Origin of the sequence: Streptomyces rubiginosohelvolus (assembly GCF_014649875.1) — a bacterium.
GTDB lineage: Bacteria > Actinomycetota > Actinomycetes > Streptomycetales > Streptomycetaceae > Streptomyces > Streptomyces rubiginosohelvolus.
Genome location: NZ_BMTW01000001.1, coordinates 1453561 through 1468965, shown reverse-complemented (window position 1 = coordinate 1468965; position 15405 = coordinate 1453561). Strand labels below are relative to the sequence as shown.

Here is a 15405-nt window from a genome sequence, read left to right as displayed (position 1 = left end):
GTCAGGCCTTCCTCGGGGTGTCCACGCCCCGGGCGGGTGTCGGAGGGTCTCCCCGGGCGGTCCGGTGGCTACCGGGCACGCGGGGAAGGGAGTTCCTGACTCGTCCGGCAGCCGGTGGTGGCGGCGGCCGGACTCACAGTGGCGGGACCGCGCCGGAATCTCACCGGGCTTCCTCCCCTGTCGCCGTCTGGCGATGGCGGCCTGAACGGACCACCGCCAGCATCCTAAGCGGCGGGGGTGGGGGCGGGGCAGGGGGCGTGGGTGCGGTGGTGATCACTGTTTCCGGCGACCACCACCGGTACACCGCCGCTGTCCCGCAGGTCACAGCGGCGGGCCCCTAGCCGGGAGCGGCCCGGTCGGTATGCTCGCCGCCATGCCCGATTCCGCCCCCTCGCCCCTTTCCACGGGCGGCCCAGCCCTCCGCGGCAGCGGCGACGCCTGCCCGGGGACACTGCGCCTGCACCGGGCCGACGACGGTGCGCTGGCCCGGGTCCGGGTGCCCGGCGGGGTGCTGAGCGCGGACCGGGCGGACGCGCTGCTCGCGGCGGCCGAACGGTTCGGGGACGGTGAGCTGCATCTCACCTCGCGGGGCAACGTCCAGCTGCGCGGCCTCGACGCGGCGTGCGGCGGCGCCCTCGCCGAGCTGCTCACCGCCGCCGGGCTGCTGCCGTCCGCCGCGCACGAGCGGGCCCGCAACATCGTGGCCTCGCCGCTCGCCGGTCTCGACGGATCGCCCCCGGTCAGCGGCTGGTTGTCCGGGCTGGACGCCCTGGTCTGCGGATCGGCCGCCGCCGCCTCGCTCTCCGGCCGCTTCCTGTTCGCCCTGGACGACGGCCGCGGTGACGTGGACGCGCTGGGCGCGGACGTGACCCTGATCGCGGCGGGCGACAGCTGTCTCCTGCGGGTCGGGGCCGAGGACGAGGTGTTCCGGGTACCGGCCGGGGAAGGGCCGCGCGCCGCGCTCCTGGCCGCCGAGATCTTCCTGCGGGCCGCCCGCGAGACGGGGGCGTGGCGCGTGAAGGGCCTGCCCGACGACGTACGGGCGGGAGTGCGCACCGACGTACGGGCCGAGCTGCTCCGGACCGTCGGGGCGGCGGCCGGTCCGGCTGTGCACCGGCCCCGCCCGCGTACGGCCACTCCCCCCGCCCCGGGCGCGCACGGTTCCCCGGACGCGATCAGCGTCGACGTACCCCTGGGGCGGCTCACCTCCACCCAGTGGCGGCTGCTCACCGGAACGGCCCGCCGGTACGGCGACGAACTGCGGCTCACCCCGTGGCGCGGGATCGTCGTCCCCGGGCCGTTCGGACGGCCGGAGGACGCTACGACGGCGCTCGACGCCTTGGCGGCGGCCGGGCTGATCACCGCCTCCGACTCCCCGTGGACCGGGGTCGGCGCGTGCATCGGCCACCCCGGCTGCGCGAAGTCCCTGTCCGACGTACGGGCCGAGGCGGGGGCCGCCGTCGGACCGGTCGGGCGGCTCCCTGTGTACTGGTCCGGGTGCGAACGCCGCTGCGGCCACCCCCACGGGGAGTGGATCGACGTGGTGGCCACCCCCGACGGGCACCGGATCTCGCACGTACGCGGAGAGCGGCGGGACCCCCCGCGGACGGTCCGGGACGACCCGGCCGCGCTGGCGGCGGCGGTCGCCGCGGCCCGCGCCCGATCCCTCTGATCCATCAGCTGAAGAAAGCGACAGCACTGTGCACCAGTACGAGAAGGACGGACCGGCGATCTACCGCCAGTCCTTCGCCACCATCCGCGCGGAGGCGGATCTCGCCGGGCTGCCCGCCGACATCAGCCAGGTCGCCGTCCGGATGATCCACGCCTGCGGCATGGTCGATCTCGTGGCGGACCTCGCCTTCTCGCCGAACGCCGTGGCCGACGCCCGCGCCGCTCTGCGCGCGGGCGCACCGATCCTCTGCGACGTGGCGATGGTGGCCAGCGGGGTCACCCGCAAGCGGCTGCCCGCGGACAACGACGTGGTGTGCACGCTGTCCGACCCGTCCGTGCCCGAGCTGGCCGCGAAGATGGGGACGACGCGCAGTGCGGCGGCCCTGGAGCTGTGGCGGGACCGGATGGAGGGGGCGGTGGTCGCGGTCGGCAACGCCCCGACGGCCCTGTTCCGGCTGCTGGAGATGATCGAGGAGGGCGCCCCGCGTCCGGCCGCCGTGATCGGCGTCCCGGTCGGCTTCGTCGGCGCGATGGAGTCCAAGGAGGCCCTGGCCGAGCACCCGTCGGGCCTGGAACACCTGATCGTCCGGGGCCGGCGCGGCGGCAGCGCGATAGCGGCGGCGGCACTGAACGCCATCGCGAGCGAGGAAGAGTAGTGATGAGCGAGTCCAGCGGCAGCACGGGCCGTCTCTACGGTGTCGGGCTCGGCCCCGGCGACCCGAACCTGATGACCCTGCGGGCCGTCCAGGCCATCGGCGACGCGGACGTCGTCGCGTACCACAGCGCCCGGCACGGCCGCTCGATCGCGCGCTCCATCGCCGCCGCGCACCTGCGGCCGGACCATATCGAGGAGGCCCTGGTCTACCCCGTCACGACGGAGACCACGGACCACCCGGGCGGCTACCGGGGCGCGTTGGAGGAGTTCTACGAGAAGGCCGCGGCCCGTCTCGCGGCACATCTGGACGCGGGCCGCACGGTCGCGGTGCTCGCCGAGGGCGACCCGATGTTCTACGGCTCGTACATGCACATGCACAAGCGCCTGGCGGACCGCTACCCCACCGAGGTCATCCCGGGCGTCACGTCCGTCAGCGCCGCCGCCGCCCGGCTCGGCACCCCCCTCGTCGAGGGCGAGGAGATCCTCACGATCCTGCCCGGCACGCTGCCGGAGGAGGAGCTGACGGCCCGTCTCGCCGCCACGGACACGGCGGTCGTGATGAAGCTGGGGCGGACGTTCCCCGCGGTGCGCGGGGCGTTTGCGGCGTCGGGCCGGCTGCCGGAGGCGCGGTACGTGGAGCGGGCCACGATGGCCGGGGAGCGTACGGGCGAACTGGCGGACATCGACCCGGAGTCGGTCCCGTACTTCTCGGTGGCGGTGCTGCCGAGCCGGGTCGACGCGCCGCGCCCTGCGCCTTCGGCCTCCGGAGAAGTGGTCGTGGTCGGCACCGGCCCGGCGGGCCCGCTGTGGCTGACGCCGGAGACGCGGGGCGCGCTGGCGGCGGCGGACGACGTGGTCGGCTACACCACCTATCTGGACCGGGTGCCGGTCCGCCCGGGCCAGGCGCGGCACGGCTCGGACAACAAGGTGGAGTCGGAGCGGGCGGAGTTCGCGCTCGATCTGGCGCGGCGGGGCCACCGGGTCGCGGTGGTCTCGGGCGGCGACCCCGGGGTCTTCGCGATGGCGACGGCGGTCCTGGAGGTGGCCTCGCAGGACGACTACGCGGACATCCCCGTCCGTGTGCTGCCCGGCGTCACCGCGGCGAACGCCGCCGCCGCCCGCGCGGGTGCGCCGCTCGGCCACGACTACGCCACGATCTCCCTCTCGGACCGGCTCAAGCCGTGGGAGGTCATCGCGGAGCGGCTGCGCGCGGCGGCCTCGGCGGACCTGGTGCTGGCCCTGTACAACCCGGGCTCCAAGTCCCGTACGTGGCAGGTCGGCAAGGCCCGCGACCTGCTCCTGGAACACCGCTCGCCGGACACCCCGGTCGTTCTGGCACGGGACGTGGGCGGCCCGACGGAGAGCGTCCGTACGGTACGGCTGGCCGACGTCGACCCGGCGGAGGTGGACATGCGGACGCTGCTGATCGTGGGCTCGTCGCAGACGCGGTGGGTGCAGCGGGGCGAGGACGACGGCCGGGACATCGTCTGGACGCCGCGCCGCTACCCGGAGGCGTAGAGCCGATGCCCGGCGGGCCGCCTCCGGGAGGCGCGGAGCCGCGGATCGGAGGCGCGGGCCCGCTACCCGGAGGCGTGGAGCCGCGCCACCCAGCGGGCGGCCTCGTCGGGCGTACGGGCCACCGGCACACCTTCCGGTACCGGTGGCCGCCGGACGACCACGACGGGAACCCCGGCCTCGCGGGCGGCGGTGAGCTTGGGGGCGGTGGCGTCGCCGCCGCTGTCCTTGGTGACGAGGACGTCGATGCGGTGACGCCGGAGGAGCTCCCGCTCGCCGTCGAGGTCGAACGGCCCCCGGTCGAGCAGCACCTCCATCCGGGCCGGGAACGGCGGCTCCGGCGCGTCGACGGACCGCACGAGGAACCACAGCGCGTCGAGTCCCGCCCCCGCGAAGGCGGCGAGCCCCATCCGCCCGGTGGTGAGGAAGACCCGCTCGCCGAGTGCGGGCAGCAGCCCGGCGGCCTCGGCCAGCGATCCGGTGGAGTGCCAGCGGTCACCGTCCTGGGCGACCCAGCCGGGCCGGCGGAGGGCGAGGAGGGGAACATGGGCCAGGGCGGCGGCCTCGGCCGCGTTCCGGCTCATGGCGGCGGCGAAGGGGTGGGTGGCGTCGATGAGGGCGTCGACGCGGTGCTCACGTACCCACTCCGCGAGCCCGCCGGGCCCCCCGAAACCACCGACGCGCACGTCGCCGGGAGGCAGCCGGGGGGCGGCGACACGACCGGCGAGCGAGCTGGTGACCCGGACGCTCCGGTCACCGGCCAGGCTCTCGGCGAGCCGGCGCGCCTCGGTCGTACCGCCCAGAACGAGAACATGCACGGCAGCAGGCACAGGCATCGGAACGGACTCTTCTCATGAACGCTGAGGCGCAGGGCGGTCGCAGTGCCCAACTCAAGCACACCGGTCTGCGCCCCGGCTGGACGACCGGTGCCTGTGCGACGGCGGCGACGACCGCCGCGTACACGGCGCTGCTGACCGGCGACTTCCCGGACCCGGTGAGCATCACGCTGCCGAAGGGCCAGACCCCGGCGTTCGCGCTGGCGGTGGAGGAGCTGACGACGGAGGGCGCGAGCGCCGGGGTGGTGAAGGACGCGGGCGACGACCCGGACGTGACGCACGGGGCGCTCGTGCGGTCGACCGTACGGAAGCTGCCGCCCGGCTCCGGTGTGGTGTTCCGGGCGGGCCCGGGCGTGGGTACGGTGACGCTCCCCGGTCTGCCGCTGGACGTCGGGGAGCCCGCGGTGAACCCGGTGCCGCGCCGGCTGATGCGGGAGCACGTGGAGCGGGTGGCGGCGGAGCACGGTGCGGCGGGCGACGTGGAGATCACGGTGTCGGTCGACCACGGCGAGGAGATCGCCCGCTCGACGTGGAACGGCCGCCTGGGCATCCTGGGCGGCCTGTCGATCCTCGGCACGACGGGCGTGGTCGTCCCCTACTCCTGCTCGGCCTGGATCGACTCGATCCGCCGGGGCGTGGACGTGGCCCGGGCGGCGGGCCTGACGCATGTGGCGGGCTGCACGGGTTCGACGTCGGAACGGACGGTGCGCGCGGAGTACGAGCTGCCGGACATCGCGCTGCTGGACATGGGGGACTTCGCGGGCGCGGTGCTGAAGTATGTACGCCGGCACCCGGTCGACCGCCTCACGATCTGCGGCGGCTTCGCCAAGCTCTCCAAGCTCGCGGCGGGCCACCTGGACCTCCACTCGGCCCGCTCCCAGGTGGACAAGGCCTTCCTGGCCGACCTGGCCCGTCTGGGCGGCGCGGACGAAGACCTGGCCGCCCGGATCACCACCGCCAACACGGGCCTGGAGGCACTGCGCCTGTGCGAGGCGGCGGGCGTCCCCCTGGGCGACCTGGTGGCGGCCCGCGCCCGCGAGGAAGCTCTGGCGGTGCTGCGGGGCGCGCCGGTCGCGGTGGACGTGCTGTGCATCGACCGGGCGGGGGTGGTGGTGGGGCGGGGGTAGTCGGCCCCCGCCCCACCACGGCTACTGGACGCCGCTCCAGATGACCGAGCAGATGACCGGCCGCCCCCCCCTCCCTCGCCCCGGCCACCCCCTACGTCACTTCCGCCAGAACAGGTGGTGTGTCATCCCGCTCGGGCTCGGCACGACATCCAGGTGGTACCGGTCGCGCAGGTCGTCCGGCGAGTCCCACAGGCTCAGGCCCGTGCCCAGTTTCACCGGGGCGACCGCCACGTGCAGCGTGTCGATCAGGCCGGCGTCGAGGAACTCGCGGATCGTGGTGACGCCGCCGCCCAGCCGGACGTCCTTGCCGTCCGCCGCTTCCCGCGCCCGGTCCAGCGCCGTCGCCGGGTCGGCGTCGACGAAGTGGAACGTGGTGTCGGAGAGCGTGAACGAAGGGCGCGTGTGGTGGGTCATCACGAACACCGGGGTGTGGAACGGAGGTTCGTCGCCCCACCAGCCCTGCCACTCGTGGCTCTCCCACGGGCCGCGCTGCGGGCCGAACTTGTTGCGGCCCATGATCTCCGCCCCGATGTTGTGGGAGAAGTCCCGCGTGAAGTAGTCGTCCAGGCCCCGGCTCCCCCCGGGGTCCGTGCGGTTCGGCCAGCTTGCCGTGGCGCCCGCCCAGGAGAAGAGGCGGCCCGGGTCGACGTGGCCGAACGGCCGCTCCAGCGTCTGGTCCTCCCCGGCGGCGATGCCGTCACTCGACACCGTGAAGTTCTGCACTCGCAGCAGTTGAGCCATGCCGTCCTCCTGATGTTCCTGCGTTCTCCTCGGGTAGACCGGGGGCGCCGCCTCAACTCATCGGTCCGGTCGCACCCGCAGGCCTCTCCCCCACTATCGCCGTCCGCCCCCCGTACGCTGCTGAGCCGCACCGCCTCAGCGATCACCAGGGGAGCCCATGAGCCAGCAGTCGGACCAGCCGGACCAGCCCGGCCGGACGCCGTTCCTGTACGTCGTCGTCTGCGCGGCTGGCGTTGCCCGGGACGTCGACCGGCTCCTCGTCGCGGCACAGGACGCCGGCTGGGACGTCGGCGTCGTCGCCACCCCGCAGGGGCTCGGCTTCCTCGACGCGGCGGCCGTCGAGGCGCGGACCGGGTATCCGATCCGCTCCGGCTGGCGCGCCCCGGGCGACCCCCGCCCGTTCCCGGACCCGGACGCCATCGCCGTCGCGCCCGCCACGTTCAACACCATCAACAAGTGGGCGGCCGGGATCGCGGACACCCTGGCCCTCGGCGTCCTCTGCGAGGCGTACGGAGCCGGCGTCCCCACCGTCGTACTCCCGGCCGTGAACTCCCTCCTCGCCCAGCACCCGGCATACGCCGAGAGCCTGGCCAGGCTGCGGAGCATGGGGGTCCGGGTCAGCACCCGCGCGCCGCACACCCCCAAGTCCGGTGAGACCGCCGCCTTCCCCTGGGAAGAGGCCCTGGAGCTGCTCGCCCAGGGACCGGATTCGGCCGCCCGATAAGGTAATGGCCGGATAAAGAGATCACCAAGTGCGCGTCCGCTGCCGCACGTCCCGGGAGGAAGCCATGGGAACCCGCCGTACATCACTGCCCGGAGTGGGTGCTCAGTACGACTTCACGACCGAGACGGGTCAGCACATCTCGGTCGTCGTCCACCACGACGGACGCCGGTTCATCGGGTTCTACGAACAGGACGATCCTGATGCGTGCCAACTCTCCGTCCCCCTGACGACGACCGAGGCCACCGCCCTCGCGCACCTCATCGACCCGGCGCCCATCGACGCCGTACGGACCGAGGGCATCGACCTCGTCACCGAGCACATCCCGCTCGGGTCCCGCTCCCCGTACGGCGGGCGGCTGCTGGGGGAGACGCGGGCACGGACCCGGACCGGGGCGTCCATCGTCGCGGTGCTGCGCACCCACAGCGCGCACCCGTCGCCGGAACCGGATTTTCGACTGGCCATCGGGGACACACTCGTCGCCGTCGGTACGCGTGAGGGCGTCGACGCGCTCTCCGAGATCATTGCGGAGGGCTGACCGTGCATGACACGACTGCATTGCTGGTGGAGCTGGGGGCCGTCATCCTCGGTCTCGGCCTCGTGGGACGGTTCGCCGGGCGGATAGGGCTGTCGCCGATCCCGCTGTATCTGCTCGCGGGGCTCGCCTTCGGGCACGGCGGGCTCATCCCGCTCGACGCCAGCGAGGAATTCACCATGGTGGGCGCCGAGATCGGCGTCATCCTGCTGCTTCTGCTGCTGGGCCTCGAATACAGCGCGTCCGAGCTGGTCACCAGCCTCAAGACGCAATACCCCTCCGGCGCCGTGGACTTCGTCCTCAACGCGACGCCCGGCGCCGTCGCCGCCCTGATCCTCGGCTGGGGGCCCGTGGGCGCCGTCGCGCTCGCCGGTGTCACCTGGATCTCCTCGTCCGGCGTGATCGCCAAGGTCATGACCGACCTCGGCCGGCTCGGTAACCGCGAGACCCCCGTCATCCTCGGCGTCCTCGTCATGGAGGACCTGGCGATGGCGATCTACCTGCCGCTGCTCACCGCCATGCTCGCCGGGGTCAGCCTGGCCGGCGGCAGCCTCGCGCTCGTCATCGCGCTCGGGGCCGTCGGGCTCGTCCTCTACCTGGCACTCCGCCACGGCCGCCTGATCAGCCGCGCGGTCTCCTCCGACAACCCGGAGATGCTGCTCCTGGTCGTCCTCGGCCTCACCGTCCTGGTCGCCGGTGTCGCCCAGCAGCTCCAGGTGTCCGCCGCCGTCGGCGCGTTCCTCGTCGGCATCGCGCTCTCCGGTGAGGTCGCCGAGGGCGCCCGCAAGCTGCTCACCCCGCTGCGGGACCTGTTCGCCGCCGTGTTCTTCGTCTTCTTCGGGCTCTCCACGAACCCGGCCGACATCCCGCCGGTGCTGCTGCCCGCGGCCCTGCTGGCCATCATCACCACCTTCACCAAGATCGGCACCGGCTACTACGCGGCCCGCCGCGCCGGAGTCGGCCCGCGCGGTCGCTGGCGTGCGGGCGGCACCCTCGTGGCGCGCGGTGAGTTCTCCATCGTCATCGCCGGTCTGGCCGTGGCCACCGAGCCGCGCATCGGCCCCATCGCCACCGCGTACGTCCTGATCCTGGTCATCGTCGGCCCGCTCACCGCCCGGTGGACACAGCCCATCGCGGCGAAGATCGAGGCCCGTCGCGGCGGTGGCGGCGGCGACGACAAGGCCGTGGGCGTGAGCGGCGCGGAGGCCGAGCCCGTCGCCAAGTCCGCTCCCGAGCGCCGGCTGGGCTCGCACGACGACCTCACCCCGGAACCGGCGGGCGAGAAGCACGAGTAGGCGCCCGCCCTGACGCCGATATCCGCGGACCACGCCGAGCCCCCGGACACGTACCTCGTGTCCGGGGGCTTCGTCGTCGTCGCAGTCGGCTGATCGGTCCTGCGTGCGTTCGTCTCAGTGGGCGATGCCGTCGATCAGGTCCCGTGCCCCCTGCCGCAGCAGCGCCACCGCCACGGACGTGCCCAGGGTCGCCGGGTCCAGCGCGCCCGCCCATTCGTGCGCGTTCAGCACGGTCTTGCCGTCGGGCGTGAACACCTTCGCCCGCAGCGAGAGGTCGCCGTTCCGTTCGACCTGCGCGTACCCGGCGATCGGGCTGTTGCAGTGGCCCTGCAGCACATGCAGGAACATCCGCTCGGCGGTCGTCTCGCGGTACGCCGCCGGGTCGCCGAGTCCGCTCACGATGTCGATGACCGCGTCGTCGCCCTCGCGGCACTGGAGGGCGAGGACCCCCGCACCGATCGGCGGGCACATCACCTCGGGCGACAGGACCTCGCTGATCACGTCCGTACGGTCGATGCGTTCCAGACCCGACACCGCCAGCAGCAACGCGTCGGCGTCGCCGCCCGCCAGCTTCTCAAGACGGCGGTTGGCGTTGCCGCGCATCGGTACGCAGTCGAGGTGCGGGTGCGACGCGGCGAGCTGCGCGGAGCGGCGTACGGACGAGGTCCCGATCCGGGTTCCGGCGGGGAGTTCGTCGAGGGTCAGACCGCCGGGGTGGATCAGGGCGTCGCGGATGTCGTCGCGCCGGAGGAAGGCGGCGAAGACCGTGCCCGCGGGCAGGGGCCGGTCGGCCGGGATGTCCTTGACGCAGTGCACCGCCAGATCCGCGTCCCCGGCGAGGAGCGCCTGGTCGACCTCCTTGGTGAAGGCGCCCTTGCCCTCGACCGCGCTGAGGTCGCCCATCCACTTGTCGCCGGTCGTCCGGACCGGAACGACCTCGGTGCGGATGCCGGGGTGGGCGGCCGCCAACTCCGCTTTTACGCGCTCCACTTGAGCGAGCGCCATCGGGGAGTCACGGGACACGATGCGGATCAGATCGGCGGGCATGGCGCCCACGATAGAGGGTCGGCCGCCCATCCCATCGACCGGACTCGGCCGTCATCTCCCCTTTCCGTGCGCCGTGTTGAGTGTCGGCCAGATGTGCGAGAGCACATCGGGCCGGCGTTCGCCAGTATTCTCTACACGTCTGTAGAGTTGCTTTCTCAGTCCCGGCCTCGCACCGCAACGTAGGGAGATGTCATGGCTCTGTGGGATCGCATCAAGGAATCCGCGTCGTCGATGCAGACGCAGCTGGAGGCGAAGAAGAACGAGCTGAAGTCGGGGTCGTTCCGGGACGCGAGCATGGCCATGTGCGCCCTGGTCGCCGCCGCCGACGGTTCCGTCGACCCCTCCGAGCGCCAGCGCGTCGCGGCGCTCATCGCCTCCAACGACGTCCTGCGGAACTTCCCCGCCGACGACCTGCAGCGGCGCTTCAACGCGTACGTCGACCAGCTCACCGCCGACTTCGCCCTCGGCAAGGTCGGTGTGGTCCAGGAGATCGCCAAGGCGAAGAAGAAGCCGGCCGAGGCCCGCGCCGTGATCCAGATCGGCATCGTCATCGGCGGCGCCGACGGTGACTTCGACGCGACCGAGCAGGCCGTGGTGCGGGAGGCGTGCTTCGCGCTCGACCTGCCGCCGCACGAGTTCGACCTGTAGGGATCATTCGATCCGTCTGCAGGGATCATTCGATCCGTGCGTGCGTCGGCGGCCGGTCGAGGTTCACAGCTCCTTGGCCGGCCAGTCCAGCAGCCGGGCGCCGATGACCGCCGTCTGCAGGCTGTAGCGGTGCATCGGGTCCGAGGGGTCCGACCCGGTCAACTGGTGGATGCGCTCCAGGCGGTACGTCAGCGCCCGCACGCTCAGCGCCAGCCTGCGGGCGGTCTCGGCGGCGACGCAGCCCGCGTCGAAGTAGACCGCCAGCGTGTTCAGCAGCGGTTCCGCGCCGCCCCTCGCCTTCTGGAGCGGGCCCAGTTCGCTGCGCACCAGGTCCGCCATCGCCTGCCGGTCCCGGGTCAGCACCGGGTAGACCATGAGGTCCGAGGCGTACAGCACGGGGTCCTCCATCCCCATCCGGTCCGCCAGATCGAGGGCTTCGAGCGCCTCGTCGTAACTGTGGACCACCCCGCCGGGGCCCTTGTGCGGGCGGCCGACCGCCACCTGCCCGCCGTCCGTCGCAGCGTGCGCCTGCTTGGCGAAGTACCGCAGGACGTCGGGCTGGCTGCCCGGCGCGATGCAGACGATCCGGCCGTCCTTCGTCGTCAGCAGGATCTTGCGCCCGCTGAACCGCGTGAGCAGCGCCGCCTCCACACTGCGCGGCACCGCGTCCGTCTCCGTGTACGCCTCCGGGCCCGACGCCACCGCGACCGCGTGCGCCCGGGAGAGCCGCAGGCCGAAGCGGGTCGCCCGCTCCGCGAGCCGGACCAGGTCGCTGCGCCCGTAGAGCAGGTCGTCGATGAACTCCCGGCGCGCCGCCTCCTCCCGCCGTACGGTGAGGCGTTGGGCCCGCTCGAAGCCCTCGGCGAACGCGTCGACCGCCTGCTCCACCGCGGCCAGGACGGCATCGGTGACGGCGGGGGAGTTTCCGGCAGCGGCCCGGGGCCAGGCTTCACGGGTCTGCGCCAGATGCATGGTCACCAGGGCGCGCAACTGATGGCCCGCGTCCGCCGCTGCCCGGCCCAGGGCGCGTCGTTCCTCCAGTTCGTCACGGGTCAGACGTCGGCCGGTGAGGGCGACTTCACCCAGAATGCGGGCATAATCTCCCAGCATTTCCTCGGGAATCCTCGGCTCGGCCACTCGCTCCCCTTCAGCCTTGCAACAGTCCTGTCACTTCCCCAACGCGTGCGGGGCGGTGCCGGTGCCCGGCATTAGCAAAGCGTAAAGATTGCCGGGATCCGGCAATGCGTCGGGCCGGTCCCGGATGACAGGATCAGGTCAGCAACAACACGGGGGAAGCACGCGGGGGAGATACCCGGGGGAAGTACCGGGGGGTACGGGGGAAGCACGGGGGAAGCGGGGGAAAGACCCGGCCGCCGCGGCAGGTCACGACGACCACGCCGCGGTTGCCGGGCCCGTCGCCCGCGAACCGGCCGACCGCCCGCGAACCGGGCACTCATCGGCCGGCCGCTCGCCTTCCCCGTACCGGATCACGGCAGCGCACGCCTCAGGGCCCGTGCGCCGAACCGCAGGGGGTGGGATCGATGGACGAGTTCCTGAGCGCGGCGATCGGATTCCCCGCCGTCATCTTCGGCGCCGCTCTGGTGGTCATCGTCTGCTTCTGGCTTCTGGTGCTCTTCGGGGCCGCCGGCCACGACTCCTTCGACGCCGACCTCGACACCGGTCCGGTCGGCCTCGGCGGTGTCCCGGTCGCCGTCTCCGTCTCCCTGCTGATCGTCTTCGCCTGGTTCGGGAGCCTGACCGGTACGGTCCTGCTCCGCCAGAGCGACACCGGCAGCGCCACCCGCGCCCTGCTCGCGGTCGCCGTGCTCGCCGGGTCGCTGCTGCTCGCCTGGGGGGCCGTCCGCCTCCTCGTACACCGCTTCCGCCGGTTCTTCCCGGCGGAACCTCCGCCATCCCGGCTGGACTTCGTCGGGAGCGTCTGCACGATCCGCACCGGCACCGTCACCGCGACGTTCGGCCAGGCCGAGGTCGTCTCGCGCGACGGGTCGACGGCCATCGTGCAGGTCCGCCGGGCCGAGGCCCTCCCGTCCCCCTCCCGGCTTTCGAGGCCGGGTGCCGAGGACGCGCCGCTCGTCATGGGCGGCACCGGGCTCCTCTACGCGTACGACGAGGACGGCGAGTTCTTCTGGGTCGCGTCCTACGACGCCGCGCTCGATCCGGGCCCGAGCGCCTGACGTCCGTCCGGCTCGTCCCCGCCCCGTCCCCGTGACCGCCGGCGGCCTCGCCGCTCCGCTGTGCCACTTCCGCGTACCAACCAGCCGCCAAGGACTCTTCTATGGATGCCATCTCCTTGGGCATCGGCGTGCTCGTCGCCGTTGTCCTGATCATCGTCATCGCCATCGCCTTCGTCATCACCCGGCTGTTCCGCAAGGTCGAGCAGGGCAAGGCGCTGATCATCTCCAAGACCAAGAAGGTCGACGTGACCTTCACCGGTGCGGTCGTCCTGCCCGTGCTCCACAAGGCCGAGACGATGGACATCTCGGTGAAGAAGATCGAGATCCACCGCGCCGGGCGCGAGGGACTGATCTGCCAGGACAACATCCGCGCCGACATCCAGATCACCTTCTTCGTCCGGGTCAACAAGACCGTCGAGGACGTCATCAAGGTCGCGCAGTCCATCGGCACGCAGCGGGCCAGTGACAAGGCCGCCATCCAGGAGTTCTTCGCGGCGAAGTTCTCCGAGGCCCTCAAGACGGTCGGCAAGCAGCTCGACTTCGTCGACCTGTACACCAAGCGCGAGGAGTTCCGGGACCGGATCATCCAGGTCATCGGCACCGACCTGAACGGCTACCACCTCGACGACGCCGCGATCGACTTCCTCGAGCAGACCCCGATGTCGCAGCTCGACGGCTCCAACATCCTGGACGCGCAGGGCATCCGGAAGATCACCGAGCTGACCGCGATCGAGCACGTGCGCACGAACGAGTTCCAGCGCACCGAGCAGAAGGAGATCACCCGGCAGGACGTCGACGCCCGCGAGACGATCCTGGAGCTGGAACGCCGGCAGGCCGAGGCGGAGATCAAGCAGCGCCGCGAGGTCGAGAGCCTGCGGGCCCGCGAGGAGGCGGCCACCGCCCGGGTGCAGGAGGAGGAGCGGCTGGGCGCGCAGACCGCGTTCATCAGGACGGAGGAGCAGCTCGGCATCCAGCGCGAGAACCAGGCGCGGGAGATCGCCGTCGCGCAGAAGAACCGCGAGCGGGTCATCGCCGTCGAGAGCGAGCGCATCGAGAAGGACCGGATGCTGGAGGTCATCGGGCGCGAGCGCGAGACCGAGCTGAACCGGATCGCCGCCACGAAGGAGGTCGAGGCCGAGCGCCGCGAGGTCGCCGACGTCATCCGGGAGCGGATCGCGGTGGACCGCACGGTCGCCGAGCAGGAGGAGTCGATCCTCACCCTGCGCGCCGTCGAGGACGCCGAGCGGGCCCGCAGGTCGGTCATCATCGCGGCCGAGGCGGAGGCCCAGGAGAAGCTGGTCAAGGACATCAAGGCGGCCGAGGCTGCGGAGGCGGCGTCCGCGCACCTGGCGGCCGAGCAGCTCACGCTCGCCGAGGCGCGGCTCAAGACGGCCGACCTGGACGCGCAGGCCAAGCTGCGGCTGGCGGAGGGCGTCCAGGCCGAGACGGCCGCGCCCGGTCTCGCGGCGGTGCAGGTGCGGGACGCGGAGGCGGACGTCACCGAGAAGGCCGGTCTCGCGGAGGCCGAGGCGACGGCGGCCCGGCTCAAGGCCGAGGCGGAGGGCGCGCGGCTCAAGGCGCTCGCGGAGGCCGAGGGTACGCAGGCCCGCGCCACGGCGGACGCGGCGGTCATCGGCGAGAAGCTGAAGGCGGAGGCCGCGGGGCTCACGGAGAAGGCGGCCGCGATGGCGGCGCTGGACGAGGCGTCCCGTACGCATGAGGAGTACCGCCTGCGGCTCGACGCCGAGAAGGAGATCCGGCTGGCGGGTCTCGAGGTGCAGCGGCAGGTCGCCGAGGCGCAGGCGACGGTGCTCGCGACGGGCCTGGAGAACGCCGACATCGACATCGTCGGCGGGGAGTCCGTCTTCTTCGACCGGCTCGTGTCGTCGGTCTCGCTCGGCAAGGCGGTCGACGGGTTCGTCGACAACTCGCAGACGGCGCAGGCGTTGGCGGGATCGTGGCTGGACGGTTCGTCGTCCTTCACGGACGACCTGAGCCGGGTGCTGGGGTCGGTCTCCACGGGTGATGTGCGGGACCTGACGGTGTCGGCGCTGCTGATGCGGCTGATGGGGTCGCCGGGGGCGGCGTCGGGCCAGGTGGAGCAGTTGCTGGCGGCGGCGAAGGAGCTGGGGCTGGCGGATCTGCCGGTGGGGGCGGTGGCCGGCGGTACGAAGGTGGCTCCTGCGGCGGTGTCGCTGAACGGGGCCAAGGGGTAGCTCCAGGCAGCTTGGCGGGCCGCCGTCTCCAGCCCGTCCGACGTTTGAGATCCGCCCTCGGCCGGGGGGACGGGCGGGCCGCCATTTCAAGCCCGTCCGGCGTTTGAGGACGGAACCCTTGGCCCGGGGGGCCGGAAGGTCTGGGTGTGCGTCCCACGGGGGTGGGCGCACCAAGGCCTGGTCCGCCCGGCAGGGCGGGGCCC

General features: G+C 72.8%; 14 protein-coding genes and 1 riboswitch. Of the genes, 10 read left to right on the top strand and 4 right to left on the bottom strand.

Annotated elements, in window-relative coordinates; genetic code table 11:
- Window positions 1-89: 89 nt before the first annotated feature.
- A riboswitch (cobalamin riboswitch) is annotated at window positions 90-175 on the bottom strand.
- A 186-nt stretch (window positions 176-361) separates the two neighbouring features.
- From IE134_RS06975 to IE134_RS06965, 3 genes are read left to right on the top strand one after another with little or no spacing between them, the layout of a single operon-like run.
- Entirely contained in the window at window positions 362-1672 is a 1311-nt protein-coding gene (locus IE134_RS06975) for a ferredoxin-like domain-containing protein (RefSeq protein ID WP_189429855.1), read from the top strand.
- 28 nt (window positions 1673-1700) lie between these two features.
- On the top strand, window positions 1701-2327 hold the full coding sequence (locus IE134_RS06970; RefSeq protein WP_030707630.1) for a precorrin-8X methylmutase: 627 nt from the start codon (window positions 1701-1703) through the stop codon (window positions 2325-2327).
- A 2-nt stretch (window positions 2328-2329) separates the two neighbouring features.
- A complete protein-coding gene (locus IE134_RS06965; protein ID WP_189429853.1) occupies window positions 2330-3844 on the top strand; it encodes a precorrin-2 C(20)-methyltransferase in 1515 nt (504 codons plus the stop codon).
- 62 nt (window positions 3845-3906) lie between these two features.
- On the opposite strand, the gene IE134_RS06960 is transcribed toward IE134_RS06965, so the two are convergent.
- Window positions 3907-4677: a cobalt-precorrin-6A reductase gene (locus IE134_RS06960; RefSeq protein ID WP_030707626.1), complete on the bottom strand. Its 771-nt coding sequence runs from the start codon at window positions 4675-4677 to the stop codon at window positions 3907-3909.
- 17 nt (window positions 4678-4694) lie between these two features.
- Here IE134_RS06960 and IE134_RS06955 point away from each other — a divergent pair, with 17 nt between their 5' ends.
- Window positions 4695-5804 carry a cobalt-precorrin-5B (C(1))-methyltransferase gene (locus IE134_RS06955; protein WP_030707624.1) on the top strand — a complete coding sequence of 370 codons (1110 nt, stop codon included), beginning with the start codon at window positions 4695-4697 and terminating at the stop codon, window positions 5802-5804.
- A gap of 96 nt (window positions 5805-5900) precedes the next feature.
- Here the strand turns inward: IE134_RS06955 and IE134_RS06950 are convergent, their stop codons facing one another.
- Entirely contained in the window at window positions 5901-6545 is a 645-nt protein-coding gene (locus IE134_RS06950) for a dihydrofolate reductase family protein (RefSeq protein WP_098016452.1), read from the bottom strand.
- A gap of 157 nt (window positions 6546-6702) precedes the next feature.
- On the opposite strand from IE134_RS06950, the gene IE134_RS06945 reads away from it, so the two are divergent.
- The 3 genes from IE134_RS06945 to IE134_RS06935 all read left to right on the top strand — a co-directional run bounded on the left by IE134_RS06945 (window position 6703) and on the right by IE134_RS06935 (window position 9096).
- On the top strand, window positions 6703-7269 hold the full coding sequence (locus tag IE134_RS06945; protein ID WP_189429851.1) for a flavoprotein: 567 nt from the start codon (window positions 6703-6705) through the stop codon (window positions 7267-7269).
- Window positions 7270-7333: 64 nt separating this feature from the next.
- Window positions 7334-7804: a cation:proton antiporter regulatory subunit gene (locus IE134_RS06940; RefSeq protein WP_010056578.1), complete on the top strand. Its 471-nt coding sequence runs from the start codon at window positions 7334-7336 to the stop codon at window positions 7802-7804.
- A gap of 2 nt (window positions 7805-7806) precedes the next feature.
- Window positions 7807-9096: a cation:proton antiporter gene (locus IE134_RS06935; protein ID WP_189429848.1), complete on the top strand. Its 1290-nt coding sequence runs from the start codon at window positions 7807-7809 to the stop codon at window positions 9094-9096.
- Between the two features lie 114 nt (window positions 9097-9210).
- On the opposite strand, the gene hemC is transcribed toward IE134_RS06935, so the two are convergent.
- Window positions 9211-10143, bottom strand: coding sequence for a hydroxymethylbilane synthase (gene hemC, locus IE134_RS06930; RefSeq protein WP_030707615.1), 933 nt, complete (start codon window positions 10141-10143; stop codon window positions 9211-9213).
- Between the two features lie 192 nt (window positions 10144-10335).
- Between hemC and IE134_RS06925 the strand changes: the two genes are divergently transcribed.
- Window positions 10336-10791: a tellurite resistance TerB family protein gene (locus IE134_RS06925; protein WP_030707613.1), complete on the top strand. Its 456-nt coding sequence runs from the start codon at window positions 10336-10338 to the stop codon at window positions 10789-10791.
- 63 nt (window positions 10792-10854) lie between these two features.
- Here the strand turns inward: IE134_RS06925 and IE134_RS06920 are convergent, their stop codons facing one another.
- Entirely contained in the window at window positions 10855-11928 is a 1074-nt protein-coding gene (locus IE134_RS06920) for a PucR family transcriptional regulator (protein ID WP_030707611.1), read from the bottom strand.
- A gap of 404 nt (window positions 11929-12332) precedes the next feature.
- Here IE134_RS06920 and IE134_RS06915 point away from each other — a divergent pair, with 404 nt between their 5' ends.
- Window positions 12333-12986 carry a hypothetical protein gene (locus tag IE134_RS06915; RefSeq protein ID WP_189429846.1) on the top strand — a complete coding sequence of 218 codons (654 nt, stop codon included), beginning with the start codon at window positions 12333-12335 and terminating at the stop codon, window positions 12984-12986.
- A 101-nt stretch (window positions 12987-13087) separates the two neighbouring features.
- A complete protein-coding gene (locus tag IE134_RS06910; RefSeq protein WP_098016455.1) occupies window positions 13088-15202 on the top strand; it encodes a hypothetical protein in 2115 nt (704 codons plus the stop codon).
- The last annotated feature ends 203 nt before the right edge of the window (window positions 15203-15405 follow it).

Excerpts from the sequence above, each read along its gene's own strand:
- IE134_RS06975 (WP_189429855.1), top strand. The coding sequence starts at position 362 with ATGCTCGCCGCCATGCCCGATTCCGCCCCCTCGCCCCTTTCCACGGGC.
- IE134_RS06965 (WP_189429853.1), top strand. The coding sequence starts at position 2,330 with ATGAGCGAGTCCAGCGGCAGCACGGGCCGTCTCTACGGTGTCGGGCTC.
- IE134_RS06960 (WP_030707626.1), bottom strand. The coding sequence starts at position 4,677 with ATGCCTGTGCCTGCTGCCGTGCATGTTCTCGTTCTGGGCGGTACGACC.
- IE134_RS06955 (WP_030707624.1), top strand. The coding sequence starts at position 4,695 with ATGAACGCTGAGGCGCAGGGCGGTCGCAGTGCCCAACTCAAGCACACC.
- IE134_RS06950 (WP_098016452.1), bottom strand. The coding sequence starts at position 6,545 with ATGGCTCAACTGCTGCGAGTGCAGAACTTCACGGTGTCGAGTGACGGC.
- IE134_RS06945 (WP_189429851.1), top strand. The coding sequence starts at position 6,703 with ATGAGCCAGCAGTCGGACCAGCCGGACCAGCCCGGCCGGACGCCGTTC.
- IE134_RS06940 (WP_010056578.1), top strand. The coding sequence starts at position 7,334 with ATGGGAACCCGCCGTACATCACTGCCCGGAGTGGGTGCTCAGTACGAC.
- hemC (WP_030707615.1), bottom strand. The coding sequence starts at position 10,143 with ATGCCCGCCGATCTGATCCGCATCGTGTCCCGTGACTCCCCGATGGCG.
- IE134_RS06925 (WP_030707613.1), top strand. The coding sequence starts at position 10,336 with ATGGCTCTGTGGGATCGCATCAAGGAATCCGCGTCGTCGATGCAGACG.
- IE134_RS06915 (WP_189429846.1), top strand. The coding sequence starts at position 12,333 with ATGGACGAGTTCCTGAGCGCGGCGATCGGATTCCCCGCCGTCATCTTC.
- IE134_RS06910 (WP_098016455.1), top strand. The coding sequence starts at position 13,088 with ATGGATGCCATCTCCTTGGGCATCGGCGTGCTCGTCGCCGTTGTCCTG.